General features: G+C 33.6%; 20 protein-coding genes and 1 tRNA gene. 13 read left to right on the plus strand and 8 right to left on the minus strand.

Annotated features, from left to right (window positions below; genetic code table 11):
• Nucleotides 1-55: 55 nt before the first annotated feature.
• From B4N66_RS02435 to B4N66_RS02455, 5 genes are read right to left on the minus strand one after another with little or no spacing between them, the layout of a single operon-like run.
• On the minus strand, nucleotides 56-559 hold the full coding sequence (locus tag B4N66_RS02435; RefSeq protein ID WP_291092151.1) for a DUF6702 family protein: 504 nt from the start codon (nucleotides 557-559) through the stop codon (nucleotides 56-58).
• An 8-nt stretch (nucleotides 560-567) separates the two neighbouring features.
• The gene (locus B4N66_RS02440) at nucleotides 568-1,368 is read right to left on the minus strand and encodes a carboxypeptidase-like regulatory domain-containing protein (RefSeq protein ID WP_291092152.1); all 801 of its coding nucleotides are present in this window, start codon (nucleotides 1,366-1,368) and stop codon (nucleotides 568-570) included.
• On the minus strand, nucleotides 1,355-2,071 hold the full coding sequence (locus B4N66_RS02445; RefSeq protein ID WP_291092153.1) for a hypothetical protein: 717 nt from the start codon (nucleotides 2,069-2,071) through the stop codon (nucleotides 1,355-1,357). The genes B4N66_RS02440 and B4N66_RS02445 overlap by 14 nt, the downstream gene beginning before the upstream one ends.
• Complete coding sequence (locus tag B4N66_RS02450; protein WP_291092154.1) at nucleotides 2,064-2,816, minus strand: hypothetical protein; 753 nt, start codon at nucleotides 2,814-2,816, stop codon at nucleotides 2,064-2,066. Before B4N66_RS02450 ends, B4N66_RS02445 begins: the two co-directional genes overlap by 8 nt.
• Nucleotides 2,809-3,564, minus strand: a complete 756-nt coding sequence (locus tag B4N66_RS02455) for a carboxypeptidase-like regulatory domain-containing protein (protein ID WP_291092155.1) — start codon at nucleotides 3,562-3,564, stop codon at nucleotides 2,809-2,811. Before B4N66_RS02455 ends, B4N66_RS02450 begins: the two co-directional genes overlap by 8 nt.
• A gap of 199 nt (nucleotides 3,565-3,763) precedes the next feature.
• Between B4N66_RS02455 and pepE the strand changes: the two genes are divergently transcribed.
• The 3 genes from pepE to B4N66_RS02470 all read left to right on the plus strand — a co-directional run bounded on the left by pepE (nucleotide 3,764) and on the right by B4N66_RS02470 (nucleotide 5,517).
• Nucleotides 3,764-4,471, plus strand: a complete 708-nt coding sequence (gene pepE / locus B4N66_RS02460) for a dipeptidase PepE (protein ID WP_291092156.1) — start codon at nucleotides 3,764-3,766, stop codon at nucleotides 4,469-4,471.
• A gap of 235 nt (nucleotides 4,472-4,706) precedes the next feature.
• The gene (locus B4N66_RS02465; RefSeq protein WP_291092157.1) at nucleotides 4,707-5,111 is read left to right on the plus strand and encodes a hypothetical protein; all 405 of its coding nucleotides are present in this window, start codon (nucleotides 4,707-4,709) and stop codon (nucleotides 5,109-5,111) included.
• Nucleotides 5,112-5,139: 28 nt separating this feature from the next.
• Complete coding sequence (locus tag B4N66_RS02470; protein WP_291092158.1) at nucleotides 5,140-5,517, plus strand: hypothetical protein; 378 nt, start codon at nucleotides 5,140-5,142, stop codon at nucleotides 5,515-5,517.
• A gap of 48 nt (nucleotides 5,518-5,565) precedes the next feature.
• Here B4N66_RS02470 and B4N66_RS02475 read toward each other — a convergent pair.
• A tRNA-Gly gene (locus B4N66_RS02475) sits at nucleotides 5,566-5,638 on the minus strand.
• A 188-nt stretch (nucleotides 5,639-5,826) separates the two neighbouring features.
• Here B4N66_RS02475 and B4N66_RS02480 point away from each other — a divergent pair.
• Both B4N66_RS02480 and B4N66_RS02485 read left to right on the plus strand, forming a co-directional pair.
• On the plus strand, nucleotides 5,827-6,276 hold the full coding sequence (locus B4N66_RS02480) for a GNAT family N-acetyltransferase (RefSeq protein WP_291092159.1): 450 nt from the start codon (nucleotides 5,827-5,829) through the stop codon (nucleotides 6,274-6,276).
• A 5-nt stretch (nucleotides 6,277-6,281) separates the two neighbouring features.
• Complete coding sequence (locus tag B4N66_RS02485) at nucleotides 6,282-7,856, plus strand: L,D-transpeptidase family protein (RefSeq protein WP_291092160.1); 1,575 nt, start codon at nucleotides 6,282-6,284, stop codon at nucleotides 7,854-7,856.
• Here the strand turns inward: B4N66_RS02485 and B4N66_RS02490 are convergent.
• Complete coding sequence (locus B4N66_RS02490) at nucleotides 7,845-8,552, minus strand: murein L,D-transpeptidase catalytic domain family protein (RefSeq protein WP_291092161.1); 708 nt, start codon at nucleotides 8,550-8,552, stop codon at nucleotides 7,845-7,847. The genes B4N66_RS02485 and B4N66_RS02490 overlap by 12 nt on opposite strands.
• Before the next feature lie 260 nt (nucleotides 8,553-8,812).
• On the opposite strand from B4N66_RS02490, the gene B4N66_RS02495 reads away from it, so the two are divergent.
• The 7 genes from B4N66_RS02495 to B4N66_RS02525 all read left to right on the plus strand — a co-directional run bounded on the left by B4N66_RS02495 (nucleotide 8,813) and on the right by B4N66_RS02525 (nucleotide 21,636).
• The gene (locus tag B4N66_RS02495) at nucleotides 8,813-11,218 is read left to right on the plus strand and encodes a DUF5916 domain-containing protein (protein WP_291092162.1); all 2,406 of its coding nucleotides are present in this window, start codon (nucleotides 8,813-8,815) and stop codon (nucleotides 11,216-11,218) included.
• A gap of 52 nt (nucleotides 11,219-11,270) precedes the next feature.
• A complete protein-coding gene (gene gpmI, locus B4N66_RS02500; RefSeq protein ID WP_291092163.1) occupies nucleotides 11,271-12,788 on the plus strand; it encodes a 2,3-bisphosphoglycerate-independent phosphoglycerate mutase in 1,518 nt (505 codons plus the stop codon).
• Nucleotides 12,789-12,791: 3 nt separating this feature from the next.
• Entirely contained in the window at nucleotides 12,792-16,382 is a 3,591-nt protein-coding gene (locus B4N66_RS02505; protein ID WP_291092164.1) for a T9SS type B sorting domain-containing protein, read from the plus strand.
• A gap of 153 nt (nucleotides 16,383-16,535) precedes the next feature.
• On the plus strand, nucleotides 16,536-17,207 hold the full coding sequence (locus B4N66_RS02510; protein WP_291092165.1) for a TetR/AcrR family transcriptional regulator: 672 nt from the start codon (nucleotides 16,536-16,538) through the stop codon (nucleotides 17,205-17,207).
• Nucleotides 17,208-17,209: 2 nt separating this feature from the next.
• Complete coding sequence (locus tag B4N66_RS02515; protein ID WP_291092166.1) at nucleotides 17,210-18,880, plus strand: peptidase domain-containing ABC transporter; 1,671 nt, start codon at nucleotides 17,210-17,212, stop codon at nucleotides 18,878-18,880.
• A gap of 1 nt (nucleotide 18,881) precedes the next feature.
• Complete coding sequence (locus B4N66_RS02520) at nucleotides 18,882-20,228, plus strand: HlyD family secretion protein (RefSeq protein ID WP_291092167.1); 1,347 nt, start codon at nucleotides 18,882-18,884, stop codon at nucleotides 20,226-20,228.
• Nucleotides 20,229-20,235: 7 nt separating this feature from the next.
• Nucleotides 20,236-21,636, plus strand: a complete 1,401-nt coding sequence (locus B4N66_RS02525) for a TolC family protein (RefSeq protein ID WP_291092168.1) — start codon at nucleotides 20,236-20,238, stop codon at nucleotides 21,634-21,636.
• 43 nt (nucleotides 21,637-21,679) lie between these two features.
• Here the strand turns inward: B4N66_RS02525 and B4N66_RS02530 are convergent, their stop codons facing one another.
• Nucleotides 21,680-22,966, minus strand: coding sequence for an acetyl-CoA hydrolase/transferase family protein (locus B4N66_RS02530; protein WP_291092169.1), 1,287 nt, complete (start codon nucleotides 22,964-22,966; stop codon nucleotides 21,680-21,682).
• Between the two features lie 269 nt (nucleotides 22,967-23,235).
• Between B4N66_RS02530 and map the strand changes: the two genes are divergently transcribed.
• On the plus strand, nucleotides 23,236-24,048 hold the full coding sequence (map, locus tag B4N66_RS02535) for a type I methionyl aminopeptidase (protein ID WP_291092170.1): 813 nt from the start codon (nucleotides 23,236-23,238) through the stop codon (nucleotides 24,046-24,048).
• The last annotated feature ends 90 nt before the right edge of the window (nucleotides 24,049-24,138 follow it).

Consider the following 24,138-nt stretch of genomic DNA (forward strand, 5'->3'; position numbering starts at 1 on the left):
ATTAAAAATTTAAAGCAACTAAAATAAGCATTTTAGAATTGTAGTTTGATTTTTATCAGTAATTTAACAACTCTTCACGATTTTCTAAAGTCAGCAAAGCACTTAATTTTTTACCCAAAATTTGGGTGTGAATGATGTGTTGTTGTTCAGGAAGGAAGTCAAAAAGTGTAGTGTTTTTTATTTCTAACGAATTTATTTTTGATACATCGCGGATAACGTAATATAAAATAATCACATCTTCTTCGACTTCTTTGTCTAAATAAACAGTTGGTTTTATTTTTTTATTGACTTTGATAGAAAAATTTTCATTGAAATAATTCTTCATAAGTTGAATTTCTTCTTCTGATTCTTTCGTTGATCCGATGTAAAATTTCTTTTTATGTTTTTTTTCTAACGCATTGTTCAAATCATCAATGAAAATTCTGCTAGTGATTTGAATGTTTTTTTTGTCTTGAGCAAAATTAATTTGTGTGACAGAAACGTAAAATTTATGCATTTCAAACGACGAAATAGCCAATGAAAATACAATCAAAAAAAGAACAAATCTTTTATTTTTCATAGAAATAATTAATCTTTTGGAAGTTCTTTGTACTTTTTGCTTTTGCTAATTAAAAAATCAATTAAATCGATTTCTTTGTTCACCGCAAGTAGATTTCTCACACTTGGATCGGAGTCGCAATAATTCAAAAACAAACCTATTTCTTCTTGTTTCAAACCTAACGTTTCAGTAAAAAAATGATAGGTGAATTTGTCTTTCACTGCTTCTTGGAAATTTTTATTCGTTGTAAAAACCATCGGTTCACTTTTTGGTTTGTCTTTTGTAAATAATTTGCCGACCATTTTACCTATTTTCACAAAATCCATCCCATATGGAATTGATAAATCGCTTGGCATCGCGGTGTTGAATTGTGTAGATTGAAAATCTTTTTCCATTTGCATATCGGCAATTTCTCTACTACTAAAAGCACTTTGTTTATCAGTAACTTTGATGTTTTTGGCATCTTTTTCTAAATCACCTGTTAAAGTTGAAGGCGTTACGATAACCTCATCCAATTCGTTGATAAACTCTTCCAATTTAATTTTTAGAACGATGACTTTAAAATCATTTTCGTTTAAAACCAATTTCTTCGATTTAAAAATTACACTTGAAAAAACTAAGGTATCCGATGGTCTGGCATACATTGTAAATAAACCAAATTTATCGGTTACAGCTCCTTTGTTCGAAGAAATATTAAATACCGTAACGTTGTCAATTGCTGTTGAATCGGAAATAATTTGCCCATTAATAATTTCTCTCGAACCTAATTGTGCAAAAGAAAATTGAGCAAAAAGCAAAGTCAAAAAGAGTAATAGTTTATTTTTTTTCATCTTTTAAAAAGTTTAAAAAGTCTTGTGCCAATTCTCCTAACAAAAAAGTAACACGTGTTTTATTTTTGGCTTGAATGGCTTGGGCTAAATCAATATCTTCCACCACATAAAATTTGAATCCTTTTACATATTCCGCTGGAATTTTAAATGTATTTGTAAAATCTGTATCTTCAAAATTATCATCTAACCAAATGATCATGAATTCCTTTTTTTCAATTTGAACTTCATTTTTCAACATTTTAGTTCTCCCCGAAATCCAATTCAATACTATATCAACCGGACCAGATGAAGCTGCTCGCAACCTTCGTTCGGCAGGTGTATATGATTTGGGTGTGTAATTTATTATACCTAAATCTTTTGCATTAATTCTGGAATAATCTGTGACTACCACTTCATCCAATTCACTTACTTTGGCGGTCATTACAACTTCAATTTTTTCTGTTTTAATATCATTTGCCGAAATACTTTTTCGCCAATAATTTAAATGAACAGCAGAAAAAACAATCAAATCGTCTTCTTTTACATCCAACCAAAACTCACCTTTTTCATTTGTAATGGTTGCCTTTTCCGAAACCAAATTGGTAACATGAATGCCTTCTGCGGAGGCGTTTTCAACCGTTACAACACCATAAATTGTTTTTTGACCATAGCTAAAAATAGTGGTTAAAATTGAGATTATAAGATACAAAAAAAATCTATTCATCGGTGTTAAGGTACGTTAAAAATTCATCTGCTAATTTAGAAATACGCAAACTTCCATTAGTAGTATCATTAGAATTAAGGTAATTTATAAATTCGTCGTCATAAACTACAAAAACTTTGAAACCGTTTATATATTCTTCCGGAATAGTTAACTGATTGACGTAGAATTCATTTTCATACCAATCGTTCAACTTTTTTAGTAATATTTCCTTTTTTTCAATTTGAACCTCTTTTTTTAATTGATTTGTTCGTCCGCTAATTTGATTAATAAGGCCGTCAACACTCATTCCTCCTAACGGAATTAAAAGTGGGCTGTACCATTTCAATTTTTCGGCTGTTCGCAATCTTCTTTCTGCCGGTGTATATTTTTTTGGTTTATAATCAATAATTCCCAAATCTTGAGCATTGATTTTGGTGTACTCTGTGACAACCACTTCATCTAATTTTTGTTCTTTAGTGGTCATAATTACCTCAATAAAACCATTTTTGATATCGTTTTCCGAAATACTTTTTCGCCAATAGTTCAAATGAACAGCAGAAAAAACTAGTAAATCGTCTTCTTTTACCTCCAACCAAAATTCACCTTTTTCATTGGTAACTGTTGCTTTTTCCGAAACCAAATTGGTGACATGAATTCCTTCTCTAGAAGCGTTTTCAACTTTTACAATACCATGAATCTGCTTTTGGCAATAAGCAAAAACAGTAAGATGGAAAAAGATTATTGAAAAAAGTAAAATTCTATTCATCGGCATTCAGTTTAACTAAATAATCTTCTGCTAATTTTATAATTCGAAAATTACCGAGCACTTTGCTGTTTGAATTCAAATAGCCCGTTAATTCCTCATCATAGACAATATAATATTTGAATCCGTCAACATATTCTTCCGGAATTTTAAGTTCAGTGATATAAAAATGATTTTCATTCCAACTATCTAATTTTACGCGGAGAAATTCTTTTCTTTCCACTTCAAGTTCTTCTTTCAACATTTTTGTTCTGCCGGAAATCCAATTAAACAAAGGGTCCAACGAAATTGATCCGCCTACCATTGTACCTGCTCCCAACGTTGGATCTAAATCGGTTGCGGTTTTCAAACGACGTTCTGCCGGGGTATAGCTTTTGGGTTTATAATTGATGATTCCCAAATCTTGAGCATTGATTTTGGTATATTCCGTTACCACTACTTCGTCTAATTTCACTTCTTTGGGTGTAATTTCCACTTCAATAAAACCTTTTTTGATATCGTTTGCAGAAATACTTTTCCGCCAATAATCCAAATGAACGGCAGAAAAAACGAGTAAATCATCTTCGTTCACTTCTATAGAAAATTCTCCGTTGATGTTGGTTACAGCTGTTTTTTCCGAAACTAAATTAATCACATGAACGCCTTCTGCCGATTGCTCTTTCACTACAACTTTTCCTTTTATAGTTGTTTGCGAAAATAGCAATGGAACCCAAAACAAAAAACCGATTATGACAATTTTACTTTTGCTCATCGAGCAAACTAATTTTATAACTTTCTACCAATTTTTTACAATTTAACAACAAAGTTGAAACAAAATTTTAGTATTCACCACTGAATCAAGTAAAAGTATTACAAATGCTTCCCAAGAATTTCCCAACAACTTTGTAATTTTTTGTTAATCTGATGAAAATCCAATCGCCACGATGCGTATTTTTGTAAAAACAATACAGATGAAAAACCTACTTATTGCCAGCACTTCTACCCTACACGGCGGAAATTACCTCGAGTATTTATTGCCCGAATTACAACTTCATTTTGCACAATGCAAAACTATTTTATTCGTGCCGTATGCCAGACCGGGCGGAATTTCACATGATGATTACACCTTAAAAGTAAAAACATTTTTTGCCTTGTTAAACAAAGAAGTGAGAGGTTTACACGAATTCAATAATCCAACCGAAGCCATCGAAAAAGCGAAAGGTATTTTTACCGGAGGCGGCAACACATTTTTACTCGTTACGCAACTCCACCAAAACAACCAAATGCAAACGCTCAAAAAAGTCATCGAAAACGGCACACCTTATTTGGGAACCAGTGCCGGAAGCAACATTTGCGGCCTCACGATGCAAACCACCAACGACATGCCGATTATTTATCCGCCGAGTTTTGAAACGTTGGGAGCCATTCCGTTTAATTTGAATCCGCACTACTTGGATGCAGATTTGCAATCGATACACATGGGTGAAACCCGTGAAACCCGAATCAAAGAGTTTCATCAGTTTAACGCACAACCTGTTATTGGTTTGCGAGAAGGTAGTTGGCTCGATGTAAAAGGCGACCAAATTGTTTTAAAAGGAGAATTATCCGCACGATTATTTCTGCAGAATCAAGAAGCGATTGAGGTGGAAAGTGGGAGTGAGATGGAGGGATTTTTGTAAATAATTTTTCTCACTGAAAACACTGAAAGCACGGAAATAATCTATTATTAGAGAAAATTTTATTAATTTCTAAATAACAATCATAGGTTAATTCAATGGATTACTATAAATCAAATAAAAAATTATTTTGTTTATTTTACACACATCAATTTATCGAAGTTGTATCTGTAGCATATAAATCAAACAAGTATTTAAATATGTATTTTATATATTTATTTTTACAATAATCGGCTCATTGCTTTATGGATCTTATAGACCATGGGGTCTTGACACTTCAAGTATTTCTTTTTGGTTAGGATCTACAATAACAATTTTAATTTTATTGTATTTATTTACGCCGATTTTTTCTGAAGATACAGTCAAAGAAATTAGAGTTAGCTCAACTAAAATTGAAGCTGATTATTTCAAAAATAAATCTGTGGTTTTTAGTTATTCAGATATTTCAAAAATTAGTTCTATTAGAATTAGACAACAAGGTAAAGCAGGATTCATAAGTGATGGGTATCTCTTAACCACTATTCATCTGAAAAACGGTATAGAAATCAATATTTCTCAAGCTGAAATTGAAAATTATCGGGAAATAGTTGCTGCAGTTGAATATAATTTGAGGAATGAAGATAAAACAAACCCACATTCTTAAAGTAACATAACTACTAATAAAATGAAATATGATTGATTTAGTATACTTTACATTTATGTTCATAATTGTCTACTTATTGTATATTTCTGCAATTACTCATCATTTCTCTTTAAACTTTACGAAACAAAAAAAAAGACCTTTTTGGCAATTTGTTGAAGAAGAATTTGTGAATAATCAAAAAAGTAATGCATTTAGAGAATTAAAACTATTTTTAAAAGAATTTATAAACTCTGTTTGGTTATCGGATAAAAAATTAAAAAAAATTGAAAATGTCAATAATTTAGAAAACTTTGAAGAATTAATTCAAAAATATAAAAATAGAAGAAATAATTCTTTCAAAAATTTTTTAGCTTTTTTTTTAATACTAATTTTTATTAATTGGGTAGGATTTAAGTATCTTACTTAAGATTATTTAAAACAAAAAACCCCAAATTTTCATTTGAGGTTTTAGCAGAGCGGAAGACGAGGCTCGAACTCGCGACAACCAGCTTGGAAGGCTGGAGCTCTACCAACTGAGCTACTTCCGCTTTTATCTCACAAAGGCTTATTTTCATTGGTGTTCGATGAACTGCGTTTGTGAGTGCAAATATAGACAAATAGTTTTCTTTGTTGCAAATTTTTTTTCAAAAAAATTATCAAAAAGCTAATAGAATTTATAACCAATTTATTCTGAAAAAGTTATACCTTTAGTTTTCCAAGTTTTACGAGAGAAATTATGCTTACTTTAAAAGAAATAACAGCTTTGGACACTTATTCCGTGAGGCATCCCGTTCTTCGGGAAGGAAAACCGTTGGAAACCTGCCACTTTGAAGGAGATAATTTGCAATCCACCATTCATCTTGGGCTGTTTATTAATTGTGCTTTAATTGGCGTTGTTTCGCTTTTTAAAACCCAAAACAAAGAGTTCAACGAAGAAAAACAGTTTCAAATTCGTGGAATGGCAGTCTTAAAACATCATCAAAAAAGAGGCTACGGCGAAAAACTACTTCACGAAGCAGAAGAAATTGCAGAAAAATATAAATGTAACCTATTGTGGTTCAACGCACGCGAAACCGCCATTCCGTTTTATAAAAAAGCAGACTATTCCATTCACGGAAAACCTTTTGAAATTGGCGATATTGGCACTCATTTTGTAATGTATAAAAAAATGAACCCGATTTCTTAGTTGCTATGAAGCATTTTTACCTACTTTTTTTTGTACTCATTTTGATTTCTTGTAACAAGAAAAAAAATCCTGATGCTGTCAAAAAACCACCCGCCATTGAAATTACCGATGAGGGAAAAGTACTGGTCATCGACTCCACTTTTCTATCCAAAAAAAACGATTCTATTCTTGCTGCTTTTTATCAAGTAAATGAAAACAGAACGTTTTGGTTGGCATTCAATTGCAGGGAATCGCTACTTACCATTTTAAAAAATGTGGCAGAAGAAGGGTTGAATCCAAAAGACTTCGATTTAAAAAAAATCGAAAAATTAGAAAAATCAATTCCAACCTTATCAGATAAAGAATTGATAGACTACGATGTTTTGCTTACAGAAAATTTAAAAAAGTATGTAGAAAAAACGGCGAAAGGTTCTTTAAACCCAAAAGAGTTATACAAAGATTGGGATTTAAAAGAAAACAAAATCGATGTGCAACAATTGCTTTTGAATTTTCAGCGAAAAGATTCGTTTGATTTTGCTGTGAATGAAGTAAAACCCAATCACATTATTTATCAAAAACTAAAACAAAGTTTAAAACTAATTGACCAATTCCCGGATGAAAATTTCAAAAAACTGGAAATCAAAGACAAAATTGTACTGAATGATACAAATGATGTGTTAATCGAAGTAAAAAAACGGCTCGCCTATTGGTACGACATGAAAAAACCGGATTCGTTGACTAATATTTATGATGAAACCACGTTTAATGCCGTTAAAAACTTTCAAAGTCGGCACGGTTTAGCTCCTGATGGTGTGATTGGAAAAGGAACAATTGCATCGCTGAATTTTACCAAGCAAAAAAGAAAAGAGCAAATTATTGCCAACATGGAACGCTGGCGATGGTTTCCGCGAAATTTTGAAAAAGAATACCTCATCATCAACATTCCCGATTATTCGTTGCAGGTGGTGAAAGAAAAAGATACGGTAAAAACACATCGAATTATTGTGGGTAAAGCAAGTCGAAGCACACCTATTTTATCATCCAAATTGAGTTATGTAGTTTTTAATCCAACTTGGACCGTTCCTCCCACAATTTTAAAAGAAGACGTAATTCCGGCAGCGACCAAAAACAGAGGCTATTTTGCTTCCAAAAACATTACAATTTATAGCGGAAGCACTGTTGTGAGTCCGTATGATTGGAATCCTGCGAGAGGAAGATCGTACCGTTATGTGCAATCTCCGGGAAGCTTCAATTCGCTTGGATTGGTTAAAATTATGTTTCCAAATCGGTTTTCGGTATATCTGCATGACACGAATACAAGAGGTTATTTTGAGCGAGAAAATCGTTCATTAAGTTCCGGTTGCGTAAGGGTACAAAACCCGTTTGAATTAACAGAATACTTATTATCAGATTCTATTAATTGGAATAAAGAAAAAATCGATGAAGTGTTGGCAGAATCCAAAACAAAGAATGTAAACTTTACCAAACCAATTTACCTGCACCTTTTATATTGGACAGCTTGGAGCGATAAAAATCTACTGATTTTTAGAGATGATATTTACGGTTTGGATGCCGAATTGTATAAAAAACTACGAAATTAATTTCGAAGCTACTTTATAACTTCTTGATGGATGATAAATAAACAAACATGATTTGTCTTTTATCGTTTTGATGATTTCTTGGTTTAATTCCACCGGCAACGCTGGACAACCTTGACTTCTTCCTAAACGTTTGTTTTGTTTGATGAATTGCTCAGACACATAATCTGCACCGTGAATCACAACGGCTCTTTCGCGAGCTTTGTCATTAATTCCTCTTTCCAAACCATCCAATCGAAGCGAAAGTCCATGTTTTCCTTGATATGTTTCTCCGGTAAGATAAAAACCTAAACTACTTTGGTATGATTCTGATTTATTCGAAAATGTGGTAGCAAATTCTTCACCTGAATTTCTTCCGTGTGCCACTAGAGAATGATATAAAACTGTATTGGTGCTCATATCAATTACCCACATTCTCTTGGAATTGGCAGACAAACTAAAATCGACAAGTGTCAAGATATCGTTTTGAATTAAACCTTTTTGCTTTAATTGGTAAAAACCTTCTAACGCTTTGGTAAAACTCTCTAATTGCGGAAGTTTAAAATTTTTAGCATCTAAATTATTGTACAAAGAACTCACTTTTGATTCAAAAGTTACTTTGGTATTGGATGCGATAATTTTAGGGTCTGTGGTATTATTTGATGGTGTTGTGAATGAAAATAATCCAAACAACAAAACCGATAAAATCTTGTAATTCATTGGTAATCTACAGGTTAAAAATTAGACTTGGGATGCCAAAAATATAAATTAAAAGTTTAAAACCAAATTATTTTAAACTAAATGTCAACTTTTTTGGAAATTAGCTCACTTTCAATGGGAGAACTAAGCAGAAAACGGAAAAAAACTACAATTCGTATCGCGAAAATGTAACATAACGAAACTTTAACGTCTTTATAAAATATTTCTTAATGAAATGATAAAGTAATTGTTACTCTAAATCCAATAGTTAATTTTGAATTATGAATTCAATCAGGCCACTCTTTTTCATCGTTTTATTTTTAATAATAGGAATAACCCAATCGTACAGCCAGAAAAAAACAACTGCTCTTCGTGTCGATGAGTCTATTTCTATTGATGGAAAATTGGATGAAGCTGTTTGGATGAAAACACCTGTAGCCAATAATTTCATTATGCTCGAACCGGATAATGGTGTGCCGGAATCTCCTGAGAGAAAATCGGAAGTTAAAGTGATTTATGATGATAATGCCATTTACATAGGAGCAATTTTATACGACAATGAACCAGCCAAAATAGAAAAAGAAATTACACAACGGGATATTTTTGGAACAGCAGACCATTTCGGAATTTTCGTTAACGGTTTTAACGATGGTCAGCAAGATTTTCGATTTTTTGTTTCCGCTTCCGGAGTTCAAATGGATTGTTTGGCAACCGAAAATAATGAAGATTTTTCGTGGGATGCCATTTGGAACAGCGAAGTAAAAATCACCGATTATGGTTGGGTGGTAGAAATGGAAATTCCGTATGCAGCTCTTCGTTTTTCAAAAGAAAATGTTCAAACTTGGGGTGTAAATTTTTTTAGAGAAATTCGTCGTTTCAGACAAAAAGTAACGTGGAGCAAAATCGACAGAGCAGTTGGTTCTGTCATCAATCAAGCCGGTGTTTTGGAAGGAATTGAAAACATCAAAACCCCTACTCGACTATTTTTTATTCCCTATACTTCGGGCTATGTGGAATCAAACAATTTGGGAACAGAAAGCACTTTTAAAGCCGGAATGGATATCAAATACGGCATCAACGATTCATTTACATTAGATGCGATTTTGGTTCCTGATTTTGGTCAAGCCGCTTTTGATAATGTGGAATTAAATTTAGGCCCGTTTGAACAACAATTTAATGAAAACAGACCTTTTTTTACGGAAGGAACGGATTTATTCTCCAAAGGAAATTTGGTTTATTCACGAAGAATTGGCGGACCTCCATCTTCATCACCTGCAACAAATGAAAACGAAACGGTTGAAAGTTATCCCAGCACGGTAAATCTGTTGAATGCTTTAAAAGTTTCAGGAAGAACAGCAGAAGGTTTGGGAATAGGTTTTTTAAATGCCATTACCGAAAAAACGTATGCTCGAGTTAGAAATACCGATACAAATGAAGTTCGAAATCAATTAGTTGAACCCTTATCTAATTATAATGTATTGGTTTTTGATCAACGATTTAACCAAAATTCCTCAGTTTCGTTTATCAACACCAATGTAACACGAGTGGGTGATTTTAGAGATGCCAACGTAACCGGAATTGTGTATGACATCAATTCTAAAGGAAACAAATATAATTTTTCCGGCGATTTAAAAATGAGTAGCATTTATGATGATGTAAAAGGAAATGGTTATTCAACGTATATGAATTTTGGAAAAACGTTCGGGAAATATCGTTATTCGATTGCTTCTCAATATGTTTCAAAAGATTTTGACATCAATGATTTAGGTATCAATTTCATAACGAATTATCACAATGTAGCAGCGAATTTTAATTACCGAATTTTAAATCCAACCAAACTATTCAATTCCTTTAACCTAAATACAAATTATTACATTGAACTTGAAAACACTACCGGAAAAGCACAAGATCATTGGATTAATTTGAATGTAAATTCCAATACTTTAAAAAACGATTACATTGGATATGGGTTTTTGGTAAGTCCGTTTGTTACTTATAATTTTTATGAATCAAGAGTTGCTGGCAGACCATTGGCTTTTCCGGCAAGTGGAAATGCGTGGATTTATTTTTCATCTAATTATAATAGAAAATTTGCATTGGACATTGAACCTTCAATTAGAATTTTTGATCAAGAAAATCGTATGAACTATGGTTTATTTATTAGTCCGAGATATCGTTTTAACGACAAAATGACATTAATTTATTCCACCAACTTTTCTCGTCAAAACAGCGATATTGGTTGGGTAGATTTTTCAGAAAGCGACATTATTTTAGCTGAAAGAAATCGTACCACTTTAACCAATTCTATTTCAGGAAAATATGCCATCAATAATAAAATGACATTGAATTTAACAACAAGACATTATTGGTCGTTTGCCGAAAATGTTCAGTTTCACACGTTGTTGGAAGATGGAACTTTTACACCAAACAACAATTACACAACCAATAGAGACGCTAATTTCAACTTGTGGAATTTTGACTTGTCTTATTCTTGGTGGTTTGCTCCGGGAAGTCAAATAACCGCTTTGTATCGAAACAATGCTCAGAATTTTTCCAACGAAATTGATAAAAGCTACGGTTCAAATTTCAATAATGTGTTTGAAGATAATTTAAACCACGTTTTTTCTGTGAGTGTTCGCTATTTTATTGATTACAACAAAGCCAAAAACTGGTTTAAAAAAGTATAAATCATACTTTCAGAAAGCCGTATTTCATTATCTTTGCGTCAAATTTTTTCCTATGAACAAGAAAGTAATCCTGATGATTTTAGACGGATGGGGACATTCGCCTGACCCAAAAGTTTCTGCAATTGACCATGCCAACACGCCTTTTATTGATTCTTTATACCAAAATTACCCAAATGCCGAATTACGCACTGATGGCTTAAATGTTGGTCTTCCAGAAGGTCAGATGGGGAATTCAGAAGTTGGTCACATGAATTTAGGAGCCGGAAGAATTATTTATCAAGAACTTACACGAATTAATTTGGCGGTTCAAAATAAGACATTGAACAACGAAAAAGTGTTGCAAGAAGCTTTTCAATATGCCAAAACAAATCATAAAGATGTTCATTTTTTAGGATTGGTTTCAGATGGTGGCGTGCATTCTCATATTGATCATGTAAAAGGATTGGTTGATGCTACACAAGATTTTGGTTTAAACAACGTTTATATTCATGCGTTTACAGATGGTCGAGATGTGGATCCAAAATCAGGTGTTCGATTTATATCAGAATTAGAAAATTATTGCAAAAATACCACCGCAAAATTAGCATCTGTTATTGGTCGCTATTATGCAATGGACAGAGACAGAAGATGGGAAAGAGTAAAGTTGGCCTATGATTTATTGGTGAATGGAATAGGAAAGCATTCTCAAAATGCTATTGATAGTATTCAAGATAATTATGCTAATGATATAACCGATGAGTTCATTGAACCTATTTTGATGGTCGATGAAAATGACAAACCATTAACCACCATTAAAAACGGAGATGTGGTCATTTTCTTCAATTTTAGAACCGATAGAGGAAGACAATTGACCGAAGTTCTAACCCAATTTGATTGTCATGAACAAAATATGCACCAATTGGATTTGTATTATGTAACGTTGACAAATTATGATGAAACGTATAAAAACATCAAAGTAATTTACAACAAAGATAATATCACAGAAACATTGGGTGAAGTTTTGGAAAGAAACCATAAAAAACAAATCCGGATTGCGGAAACAGAAAAATATCCACACGTAACTTTCTTCTTTTCCGGTGGTCGCGAAGAACCGTTTGAAGGCGAAACCCGTATATTAAGAAACTCACCAAAAGTAGCAACATACGATTTAAAGCCGGAAATGAGTGCTTTTGAATTAAAAGATGCTTTGGTAGAAGAACTCAAAAAAGGTGAAGTTGATTTTGTTTGTTTGAATTTTGCAAACGGAGATATGGTTGGTCACACCGGTGTGATGGAAGCCGCTATCAAAGCATGTGAAGCCGTTGATGTATGTGTAAAAGAAGTAATCGAAACTGCTTTAGCAAATAATTATACCACCATCGTTATTGCCGATCACGGAAATTGTGAAACAATGATGAATTCAGATGGCTCGCCAAATACGGCTCATACAACCAATCCTGTTCCGGTTATCTTGGTTGATAAAGAAATAAAAGCAATTAATAATGGTGTGTTAGGTGACATTGCTCCTACCATCTTAACCTTGATGGGGATTGAAAAACCAGATGTAATGACAAGGCATTCCTTACTATAAACTATGTTGAAATCACTTCATAAATTTTTTTTTCTACTTTGGATTTTAATCATTCAAAACACTTTTGCTCAAGGGGGTGCTCCGTCATGTGCAGAATTTCAATCTAATTTTGAAGCGTATCAATCTTGTGCTACAAGTATTCCGTTTCAGAATTCAACGGGAGCCAATAGCGAAACTTTTCAGACAACTTGTATTCTTGAACCTTTTAGAGGTCCAACTTGGTTTTTTATTCAAATTCAAACACCAGGGAATATTGTATTACAAATTAGTCAAGTAAACAATGGCGGTGTGGGAACAGATGTTGACTTCGTTCTATGGGGTCCGTTTACTAATTTAAATAACATTTGTAGTCAATTAAATATTTCTCAAGAAGTTGATTGCAGTTGGTCTGCCAGCGATATTGAAATTGTAAATATTCCTAATGGACAAGTGGGGGAATTATATGTACTTTTGATAGATAATTATTCAAATCAACCAGGAGAAATATCCATTTCTCAAATTGGTGGAACCGGAAGTTCAGATTGTAGCTTTTTATCTTCGGTCGAAATTACTGATGATAGTGGAAACGAAATTACACAAACTGAATACTGCAAACCGGAGACAAAAAGTATTACGGCAACCATAGATGTTACTGATTTTGATGGAAATGTAACCGATTTACGTTTTAATTATACATGGTATCGAAACAATGTGGTGCTAAGTACTATTACAGACAGCACAATAAGCACAAACACTTTAGCTGATATTGCAGAATCTGGGACTTATCGGGTTGAAACAACCGCTTATGATAGCACCGACCCAACAGTGGATATGAATAATTTACCTGTAAGTGAGGCAGAGATTGAACTAAAATTCTTTGTCTTACCGGAGGTTTCTATACAAAATACAGCAACAGAATGTTTAAGCTCAAATCCGATTTTGCAAGGTACTATCTCGAATCAAAATCTCTTTGATTCTTTTGTTGACAATCCGATTTATCAATGGTACAGAAATGATGTGGCTGTTTTTGGAATTTCAAATGACAATTTTACTCCAACTCTTCCCGGAAAATATAATTTAGGTGTCAAAAATGGTGGTTGTAACGAAGTTATTTCAAACTCAATTTTTATTTATGACACTCCTCAAATTGTCATTTTAGACAATGCTTCGATTTGTGATAATGATAGTTTTACGATAAATTCCGCAATTACAAATGCTGGAAATCTGAATAATTTAACTTATCAGTGGTATCAAAACAATATTGCTTTAGTGGGAGAAAATTCGGTAACATTAGTTGTTTCTACAGCAATTCAAGCTTCTAATTCAACCTCAGATTATTATTTACAAGTAACTGAAGAAGGTATTTGTGTTGGCAATTCTAATACCGTTTCCATTCAAATAAATTCGATTCCGGTGCTCAATACAAATCCTGTAGCAATGGAACAATGTGATTATATTGCTCCAAATAACGACGGTATTGCCACAACTAATTTAACGGAAGCGTATGATGAAATTACCAATAATGTTTCAGGTTTAACGCTATTTTATTTTTTAGATAGCGGTTTAACACAACCTATTTTGACTCCGGAAGCATTTGTAAATTCCACTCCAAATCAGACAATTTATGTGATTGCGGTAAATGAAAATGCAACGCCAAGTTGTACCTCATCAACTGTTGCTTCGATTGCTTTAACAGTTAATCCAACAAGTTTGTCATCTTATCCGGATATGGCAGCGGTTTGTCCTGCATTAAACCAAAATTTTGGATTAGTAGATTTTTCTACACAAGAAAACATTATTCGTACTAACTTTTTTGGAGGCAATCCGGTTGAAATCACTTTTTATTTGACAGATACTGATGCTTCTGTAAAAACAAATCAGTTGACGAATTTGTCTCAAATTCCAATTGGAATTCAAACTATTTACACAAGAGTAGAAACCAATAATATTTGTGAGGGTGTTGGTACATTTCAAGTAGAAATTACTACACCACCACTTCAAAACACTGTCACTTCCATAGCTATTTGTGAAAATGAAAGTATTGTTTTAAACAGTTTTGACACGGAAGCTTTATTAAACCAAAATCCAACAGTTCAAGCAACTTATTTCAGAACATTTCTATTAGCAGAAAGTAATTCTAGTGCTTTAAATAAAAACATTCCTCAAGCTTTTCCGGTTGGTAATAATAACATTTTTATTCGTTTATTTGATACGGCTACTCAGTGTTTTTTGATTGTTGATTTTACGATTGAAGTTTTTACTAATCCGATAATTTTTACACCAAATGAAATATCCATTTGTGGCGATACAGTTTCAGCTTTTAATTTAACCCTCAGAAATAATCAAATAACAGGTGGAAATTCAAATTATCAGGTTTTTTATTATGAAACGCAGGCCGATTTAACGGCTGATAATTTCATTCCACAACCGGATTCTTATGAATCATCTACAAAAACTATTTTGGTAAAAGTTGTTGACCCTACCAATAACAATTGCTTCTCAACAACTAGTTTAAATTTGGCAGTAGTAACTATTCCGGGAAGTTTGACCAACCCTACTCCTATAGAAAAATGTGATGATAGCGGTTTTGCTAGTTTTGATTTAACAGAGAGAACAACTGAAATTACCGGGCCTTCTGATTTAAATAATATTGTTATCAGATATTTTGAAAATTTTATTGATGCTCAAAGCAATAACAATTCGTTTATTCCAAACCCTACTAATTTTACCAATACTGTTCAAGATTTTCAAACAATTTATGTTCGTGTAACTAGCACCACAAATTTTGACAGTGAGACTGGATTGGCCTGTTTTAGAGTTTTAGAATTAAACCTTTATGTACGTCCGTTTCCGGAAAATAATTTAAGAACATTTCCCTATTATATCTGTATTGATGAAAGCGGAAATATCTTAAGAGAGGCCTTCATACGAACTTTGCTAAACGAAACAGATTACACTTTTGAATGGTTTACCGAATTTGATGCTCTTTCAGGAAATGAAATTTCAGGAGAATCCTCAAGCACATTTTCAACGGATATCGAAGGAAATTTTTCTGTTCTAGTAACAAATATTTCTAATGTGGCTCTTTGTTCGAGCGTTTTTAATTTTACAACCATAAAAACATTAGCTCCAAATGCTGTTACAATTTCTCCGCAAAACCTTATCGGATTTGAAAACCAGAATACTATTACCGCAACAGCTACACCAACATCAGCAGATTATGAATATTCGATTATTCCGGATTTGTGGCAAGAAAGCCCGGTTTTCACAAATATTCCTGCCGGTGATTTTGTTTTGAGAGTTCGTAATAAATTTGGTTGTGATGAAATAAGCACCACATTTACCGTGTTAGATTTCCCAATTTTCTTTACGCCAAACGGTGATGGTTTTAATGATACTTGGAAAATTATTGGCTCCCCTATTATTGAAATTAACCACATCTATATTTTTGATCGTTACGGAAAATTACTCAAAGAAATTGGTCAAAACGGCAACGGTTGGGATGGAACTTTCAACGGAAGACCAATGCCATCTGATGACTATTGGTTTAAAGCGATTTATACTAAAGATGGGAATAAACTGGAATTTAGATCTAATTTTAGTTTGAAGAGATAATCTACATTTTAAAATATAAAGTTTAAGTCCTGCGAAACGGGACTTTTTTTATTTCAAACTTTAACAACTATTAAAATTAAGTTAATCAATTTCTAAATCAATAGTAATACTATTACTTTTGCGTTGTAAATTTATTTTTGTAAAGCTCAGCGTATGAAAAACATTTTGGAAGGCATCAAAATAAACATCAGTCCAAAAATATATGTCAAAGATCCGGAGACATCTGAACTGGGCAAAAAAATTCTTGAAAACAGTATTTTGTTGATTGATGAAATTGGGTTTGATAATTTTACATTTAAAAAATTAGGTCAAAAAATTGGTTCGAATGAAAGTTCAATCTATCGCTATTTTGAAAGTAAACACAAACTTTTATTGTATCTTAGTTCTTGGTATTGGGGTTGGATAGAATTCAAATTAGTCCTTTCCACTAACAGCATTTCAAACCCACAAGATAAATTGATGAAAGCGATTGAAATTGTAACCGAAGAAATCACTACAGATAATAATCAACCACACATTAACGAAGTCATCTTAAACAAGATTATCATTTGCGAATTCTCTAAATCATATCTAACAAAAGTAGTAGATGACGAAAATAAAGAAGGGTATTTTTTAATTTACAAACGCGTAATTAATCGAATGATTGAAATGGTAAACGATGTAAATCCGAAATTTCCGTATGCAAAAAGTTTGATTTCCACTGTTGTGGAAGGGGCTTTACATCAACATTTTTTAAAAAATCACTTTAAATCGATAACGGATTGTTCAGATACTATTACACCAACTGAATTTTTCAAATCATTAGTTTTAAAACAGATTAACTAACTATGGAAAAATCATCAAAATCTCCTCTAAAACGTTTTATCAACTTATTAAAATTAGATAAAAAAGACATTTATCAAGTGTTTTTTTATGCGATTTTTTCAGGAATTGTAAGTCTTTCATTGCCATTAGGAGTTCAAGCAATCATCAATCTTATTCAAGGAGGACGAGTTAGTTTGTCATGGATTATTCTCGTTGCTGTAGTAATTTTAGGTGTGGTTTTTAATGGAATTTTACGCTTGATGCAACTGAGAATTACTGAAACCATTCAACAAAAAATATTTATTCGGTCGTCATTCGAATTTTCCTATCGTTTTCCAAAAATCAAATACACCGAATTTCACAACAATTATCCGCCGGAATTAGCGAACCGCTTTTTTGACACAATAACTGTTCAAAAAAGTGTCGCAAAATTAATTTTGGATTACTCTGAATCGTTGTTGCAAATTGTGTTCGGGTTACTTTTACTTTCAATTTATCATCCATTATTCATTCTTTTTGGACTTCTACTTTTCATTGTCTTGTATTTAATTTTCAGGATTTCTTTTGAAACCGGCCTAAAAACAAGTTTAACCGAATCAAAATACAAATACAAAGTAGCCCATTGGATTCAGGAAATTGCTCGAAATTATTTTGGTTTTAAAAGTAAAATAGAATCGGAATTTGCATTGACCAAAAACGATAAATTAGTGACCGAATACCTCAAATCCAGAGAAAGTCATTTTGAAGTTATTAAACGACAATTCATTCAATTAATTGGGTTCAAAGCTTTAATTTCGGCTGGTTTGTTATTGATTGGTGGATATTTAGTAATCAATCAACAATTGAACATTGGTCAGTTTGTGGCTGCAGAAATCATCATTTTATTAGTGATTAATTCGGTTGAAAAAATCATCGTTGGATTAGAAACTTTTTACGATGTATTAACTTCAATTGAAAAGATTGGTCAGGTGGTTGACATGGAAATTGAAGAAGATGAAACCTCCGAAAGCACCTATTGTTATAAAAATATTCACTTTGAAATTGATGAGTTAAATTTTGTTTTTCCAGATTCTACCAAGAAAATCCTAAACGCAATTTCGCTTCACATCCACCAAAGCGAAAAAATATATTTGGATGGAAGAAATGGTTCCGGAAAAACAACTTTGCTTCGCATTTTAGCTGGATTGATTCACACTAATAGTAGTTCAATTTATATTAACGACGAACATTATAATAAAATAAATTTCGAACAATATCGGGCTCAAATTGGTGTAATTACTGAAGGTCAATCACTATTTGAAGGCACAATTTCTGAAAATATAACTTTCAAAAATCCGAATGTATCTACAGAGAAATTAAAATTAGTATTGGAAAAAATTAAATTAACCGAAGTTATAAAGAAAATGCCAAAAGGATTAGACGAAAAAATTCTTACCGAAGGTAAGCAGCTGCCCTCTTCTTTGTCACAAAAAATTCTTTTAGCAAGAGCAATAGTAAATGATCCTCTTGTACTATTTTTAGAAAATCCTTTTGATAAAATGGATGATGATGAAAGTAAAGAAATCATCGATTTCATTTTGTCAGAAGAAAATAATTGGACGGTAATAGTCACTTCCAAAAATGAGTATTGGAAACAAAAATGCGACCGAATTATAACATTAGAAAAAGGAAAATTAATTTCAGATTCAAAGTAATATGCTGAATATCGCTAAAAATAATATCAACGAAAAAGTAAATCTAACTCGGTTTAAAACCATTCGGAAATTGAGTGAAAGACGTTATTTTAAAACGTTTAATCGACTTTTAATGTGGTTTTTTATCGGAAGTTTTCTGTTTGTTTTACTGCCTTGGACGCAAAATATTCAAGGAACCGGTTTTGTGACCACCATTTCACCTGAACAACGTCCGCAAACAATTCACACAGCAATTGCCGGTAGAATTGAAAAATGGTATGTGGCGGAAGGTCAATATGTGAATAAAGGTGATACAATTTTATTTATTTCGGAGGTAAAAGAAGATTATTTTGACCCTAATTTGGTAGATAATACCGAAAACCAAATGAAGGCGAAAATGCTTTCGGAAGAATCGTATGAAGGAAAAGCCAACTCACTTTCGTCTCAAATTGCCGCTATTGAACGCGAACGAATTTTAAAATTAGAACAAGCCAGAAACAAAATAGAACAATCACTTTTGAAAGTAAAAAGTGACAGTATGGATTTGGAAGCAGTGAAAACGCAACTTAAAATTGCTCAAACCCAATTTAAACGTTCGGAAGATTTAAATAAAGAAGGTCTAAAACCAATGACCGATGTGGAGGACAAACGATTGAAATTGCAAGATGCAGAAGCAAAAATCATCACACAGCAAAATAAATTATTAACCGCCAGAAACGAATTAATCAATGCAAAAGTTGAAATTAATCGAATCACAGCAGAATATACCGATAAAATTTCGAAGGCTCAAAGCGAACGTTTTACCGCATTAAGCAGTCAATTTGACACGGAAGCTCAAGTGAATAAATTGCAGAATCAGGTTACGAATTATAAAATGCGGAATGAACTTTATTACATCAAAGCTCCGCAAAATGGGTATGTGAACCGTGCGTTGCAATCGGGAATAGGTGAAACGATTAAAGAAGGAACGCCTGTCGTGAGCATTATGCCATCAAAATATGATATTGCGGTTGAAACGTATATTCAACCCATCGATATGCCGTTAATTCACAAAGGTGAAAAAGTGCGAGTTTGGTTTGATGGCTGGCCAACCATCGTTTTTAGCGGCTGGCCCAATTCTTCCTACGGAACATTTGGCGGCGAAATTATTGCTGTCGAAAATTTTATTAGTGTGAATGGAAAATACCGCGTTTTAATTGCCCAAGATCCAAACGACAAACCGTGGCCAAAAGAACTCAACATTGGTGCGGGTGCTCAAACATTTGCTCTACTAGATAATGTTCCAATTTGGTATGAATTGTGGCGAAAATTAAACGGATTTCCACCGAATTTTTATACGCCAACACAAACCACAGAAACTAAAAAATAGGAATTTGATGAAAAGAATTTTGCCAATTTTACTGTTTTTATCCGCTATTTCTTGGTCGCAAAATAGTGCATCGGATTCTATTTTGACGTTGGATGCTTATTTGGGTTATGTCAAGCAATTTCATCCGTTGGTCAAGCAAGCCAACTTAGAAGTGAGTCAAGCTCAAGCCGGAATTATTGCAGCTCGTGGTGGATTTGATCCAAAAATTGAAGTGGACTATGAAAATAAACAATTCAAATCAACGGAATATTATGACTTATTAAATGCGACGTTTAAAATTCCAACTTGGTACGGAATTGAAATTAAAGCCGGTTTTGATCAAATGGAAGGTGTGTATTTGAATCCGCAAAATACTGTACCTCCAAATGGATTGGCGATGGCAGGAATTTCTATTCCGATTGGTCAAGGTTTGCTCATTAATAACCGAATGGCCGATTTGAGAAAAGCTAAAATTTATGCCAATTTATCACAAGCCGAAAGAGATTTGGAAGTAGCCAACGTGCTTTATGCAGCAGCAAACGGCTATTTTAATTGGTATAGAAGTTATAATGAATACAAATTATATGAAACTTTTTTAACGAATGCGGAAGTGCGTTTTAATGGAATTAAAGGATTAATTACTGCCGGAGATCGACCAGCCATTGATAGCATTGAAGCCGGAATTTTGATTAAATCCCGAAAATTAAATTTAGAGCAATCACGGTTAAAATTACTAAAATCGAAATTGGAATTGTCAAATTTTTTATGGTTTGAAAATAATCTTCCGTTAGAATTACAAGATGGTATTTCGCCGGAAACAGAATTAGAAAAAAAGGTTGAAAATACATTAAAAACAAACGGTTTATTGTTAGCCGATATTGATTTTCAAAATCATCCAAAAATTAGATCATTACAAAATAAAGTTTCAATTCTAGAGGTTGATAAACGATTGAAAGGCGATTTATTGAAACCAACCATCAATTTGAATTACAATTATTTATCGGAACCGGAATTTGTGAGGGATTTTAATACTGTGAATTATAAGTATGGCATAAATTTTAGTTTTCCTTTGTTTTTGAGAAAAGAAAGAGGAAATTTTAAAATTGCCAAATTGAAATTGCAAGACGCTGAATTAGATTTGAAATTTGAAGATCAAGTACTCAGAAACAAAATCGATTATCAATTGGAAGAAATCAGTTCACTGAAAAATCAAATTGAAATTGCGAATGAATTGGTTGATGATTTTAATACGATGCTCGATGCCGAAGAAAGAATGTTTTTTTATGGAGAAAGTTCGTTGTTTTTAATTAATTCCAGAGAAAACAGTTTGCTAAGCACAAGTTTACAACAAATTGAAACCGAATTTCGATTTTTTGCTGCCAATGCCGATTTGTTTAAGTTGATTGCTAATCCGCAGTTTAATGAATAAACAATTAAACCTGACAGGTTTTAAAAACCTGTCAGGTTTACTATCAACAAATCATTTTTTTAATATCCATCATTTCATAATACGCTTTATCAATCCATTCACGGTGATTTGGATGGGCAATTTTGACCATTTCTGCCACGCGTTGTTTGAGTGTTTTTCCGTAAAGGTTTGCGATTCCGTATTCTGTGATGATGTATTGAACGTGTGAACGCGTGGTGACAACACCTGCTCCTTGTTTTAAAAACGGTACAATTCTACTTTCGCCTCGTTTGGTTTGGGATGGAAGTGCAATAATTGCTTTTCCACCATCACTCAATGAAGCTCCTCGCATAAAATCCATTTGGCCTCCTACTCCGGAATACATTTTTCCTCCGATGGAATCGGCACAAACTTGTCCGGTTACATCAACTTCGATGGCGGAATTGATGGCAACCATTTTTGGATTTTTACGAATTCGTGCCGTATCATTCACGGCTGAAGATTCTTTCATTTCAATGAATGAATTGTCATCTACAAAGTCATAAAGTCGTTTGGAACCCATTAAAAAAGTAGCTAAAACACGACCGCGAGTTGTTCCTTTGTAGTTGCAATTGATGACATCATTTTCGATCAAATCGATCACGCCATCCGAAAACATTTCGGTATGTAATCCTAAATCTTTATGGTTGGTTAATTTGCTTAAAGCGGCGTTCGGAATGGACCCAATTCCCATTTGGAGTGTGCTTTTATCTTCGATAAGTGATGCGACAAATTCTCCTATTTTTTCTTCTATTGGAGTGAAGGGTTCGATGTGATGAGGGTAAATTGGCACGTTAACATCTACTAAATAATCAATTTCTGATTCGTGTAGAATTCCGTCGCCAAAAGTTCGTGGCATATTTGGGTTGACTTGTGCTACCACAATTTTTGCGTTTTCAATGGCTGCTATGGAAGCTTCTATGGAAACTCCGAGCGAACAATATCCGTGCTTATCCGGTGGCGACACATGTATGAAAACAACATCCAACGGTAACACATTCTTTCGAAACAAATTGGGTAATTCACTCAGAAAAACCGGTGTATAAGAACCGTTTCCGGCTTTGAGTGTATGACGAACATTGGCTCCGATGAAAAAAGAATTGACGTGAAAACTTGCTGCTAATTCCGGATTGGCATACGGTGCTTCGCCTTCGGTGTGAAGGTGACAAATTTCTACATTTTTTAGTTCGGATGCTCGTTGGGTTAAAGCTTTGGTTAAAACGGTGGGTGAAGCAGCAGCAGCCTGAACGTAAACCCTATCGCCTGATTTTACTACTTGAACTGCTTGTTCTGCGGTAACATATTTGCTCATATTTCCTAAATTTTGAACAAAGATAAGGGTGAAAAACTGTTTAAAACCTGATATTTCTCATTGTTTTTGGGATTTCTAGCCCCGATAGTAGTGTAAAGCCTTTTGCAGGATTGTTGCAGTTTTTCTTGGCAAAAAAAAGCGACCAACGGAAGCTCTTTTTTTGCCTTAGAAAAACGCAACAAGACAAAAAAGCTTGGAACGGATAGCGGGATTTTGCTTCTTAAAAAAAATGATAAATTTGTTTACCTTTGCCTCTTTAAATTTTGATTATGATTATTCCGAAAACCCGAGAAGAAATTGAGTTGATGCGAGAGAGTTCGCTACTGGTTTCGAAAACGCTTGGTATGATAGCAAAGGAGATTAAGCCTGGTGTAACAACGCTTTATTTAGATAAATTGGCGGAAGAATTTATTCGTGACCACGGTGGCGTTCCTGCGTTTTTGGGCTTGTATGATTTTCCGAATTCGTTGTGTATGAGTCCGAATGCTCAGGTGGTTCACGGGATTCCGAACAATAAACCGTTGGAAAGTGGCGATGTGATTTCGGTGGATTGTGGTGTTTTGAAGAATGAATTTTATGGTGATCACGCGTATTCTTTTGAGATTGGCGAAGTGGCTCCTGAAACAAAAAGGTTATTGAAAATTACGAAGGAATCGTTGTATGTTGGCATTCGTCAGTTTAAGGCTGGCAATCGTGTGGAAGATGTGGGGAATGCGATTCAAACCTATTGTGAATCACATGGTTATAGTGTTGTGCGTGAATTAGTTGGTCACGGTTTAGGACGAAAAATGCACGAAGATCCGGAAATGCCAAATTATGGTAAACGCGGTCGCGGAAAATTGTTTGTAGAAGGTATGGTGGTTGCGATTGAGCCGATGATTAATATGGGGACAAAAAACATTAAACAACTAAAAGACGGTTGGACGATTTTGACGGCAGATATGAAGCCAAGTGCTCATTTTGAACATAATGTGGCATTGATTGATGGGAAACCGGAGTTGCTTTCTACGTTTCAATATGTGTATGATGCGTTGGGGATTGTGAGTGATGAAGAGAAGGAGTTTAGGAGGAAAGCTTTATAAACCTCCCCCCGACCCCCTCCAAAGGAGGGGGAGACTAGACGTTGAAATTTCTGCTTTCATGGCATTTAATTGAAATAAAACATTCAACTT

The organism is Flavobacterium sp. UBA2787 (assembly GCA_002352205.1).
In the GTDB taxonomy this organism is placed as follows: domain Bacteria; phylum Bacteroidota; class Bacteroidia; order Flavobacteriales; family Flavobacteriaceae; genus Flavobacterium.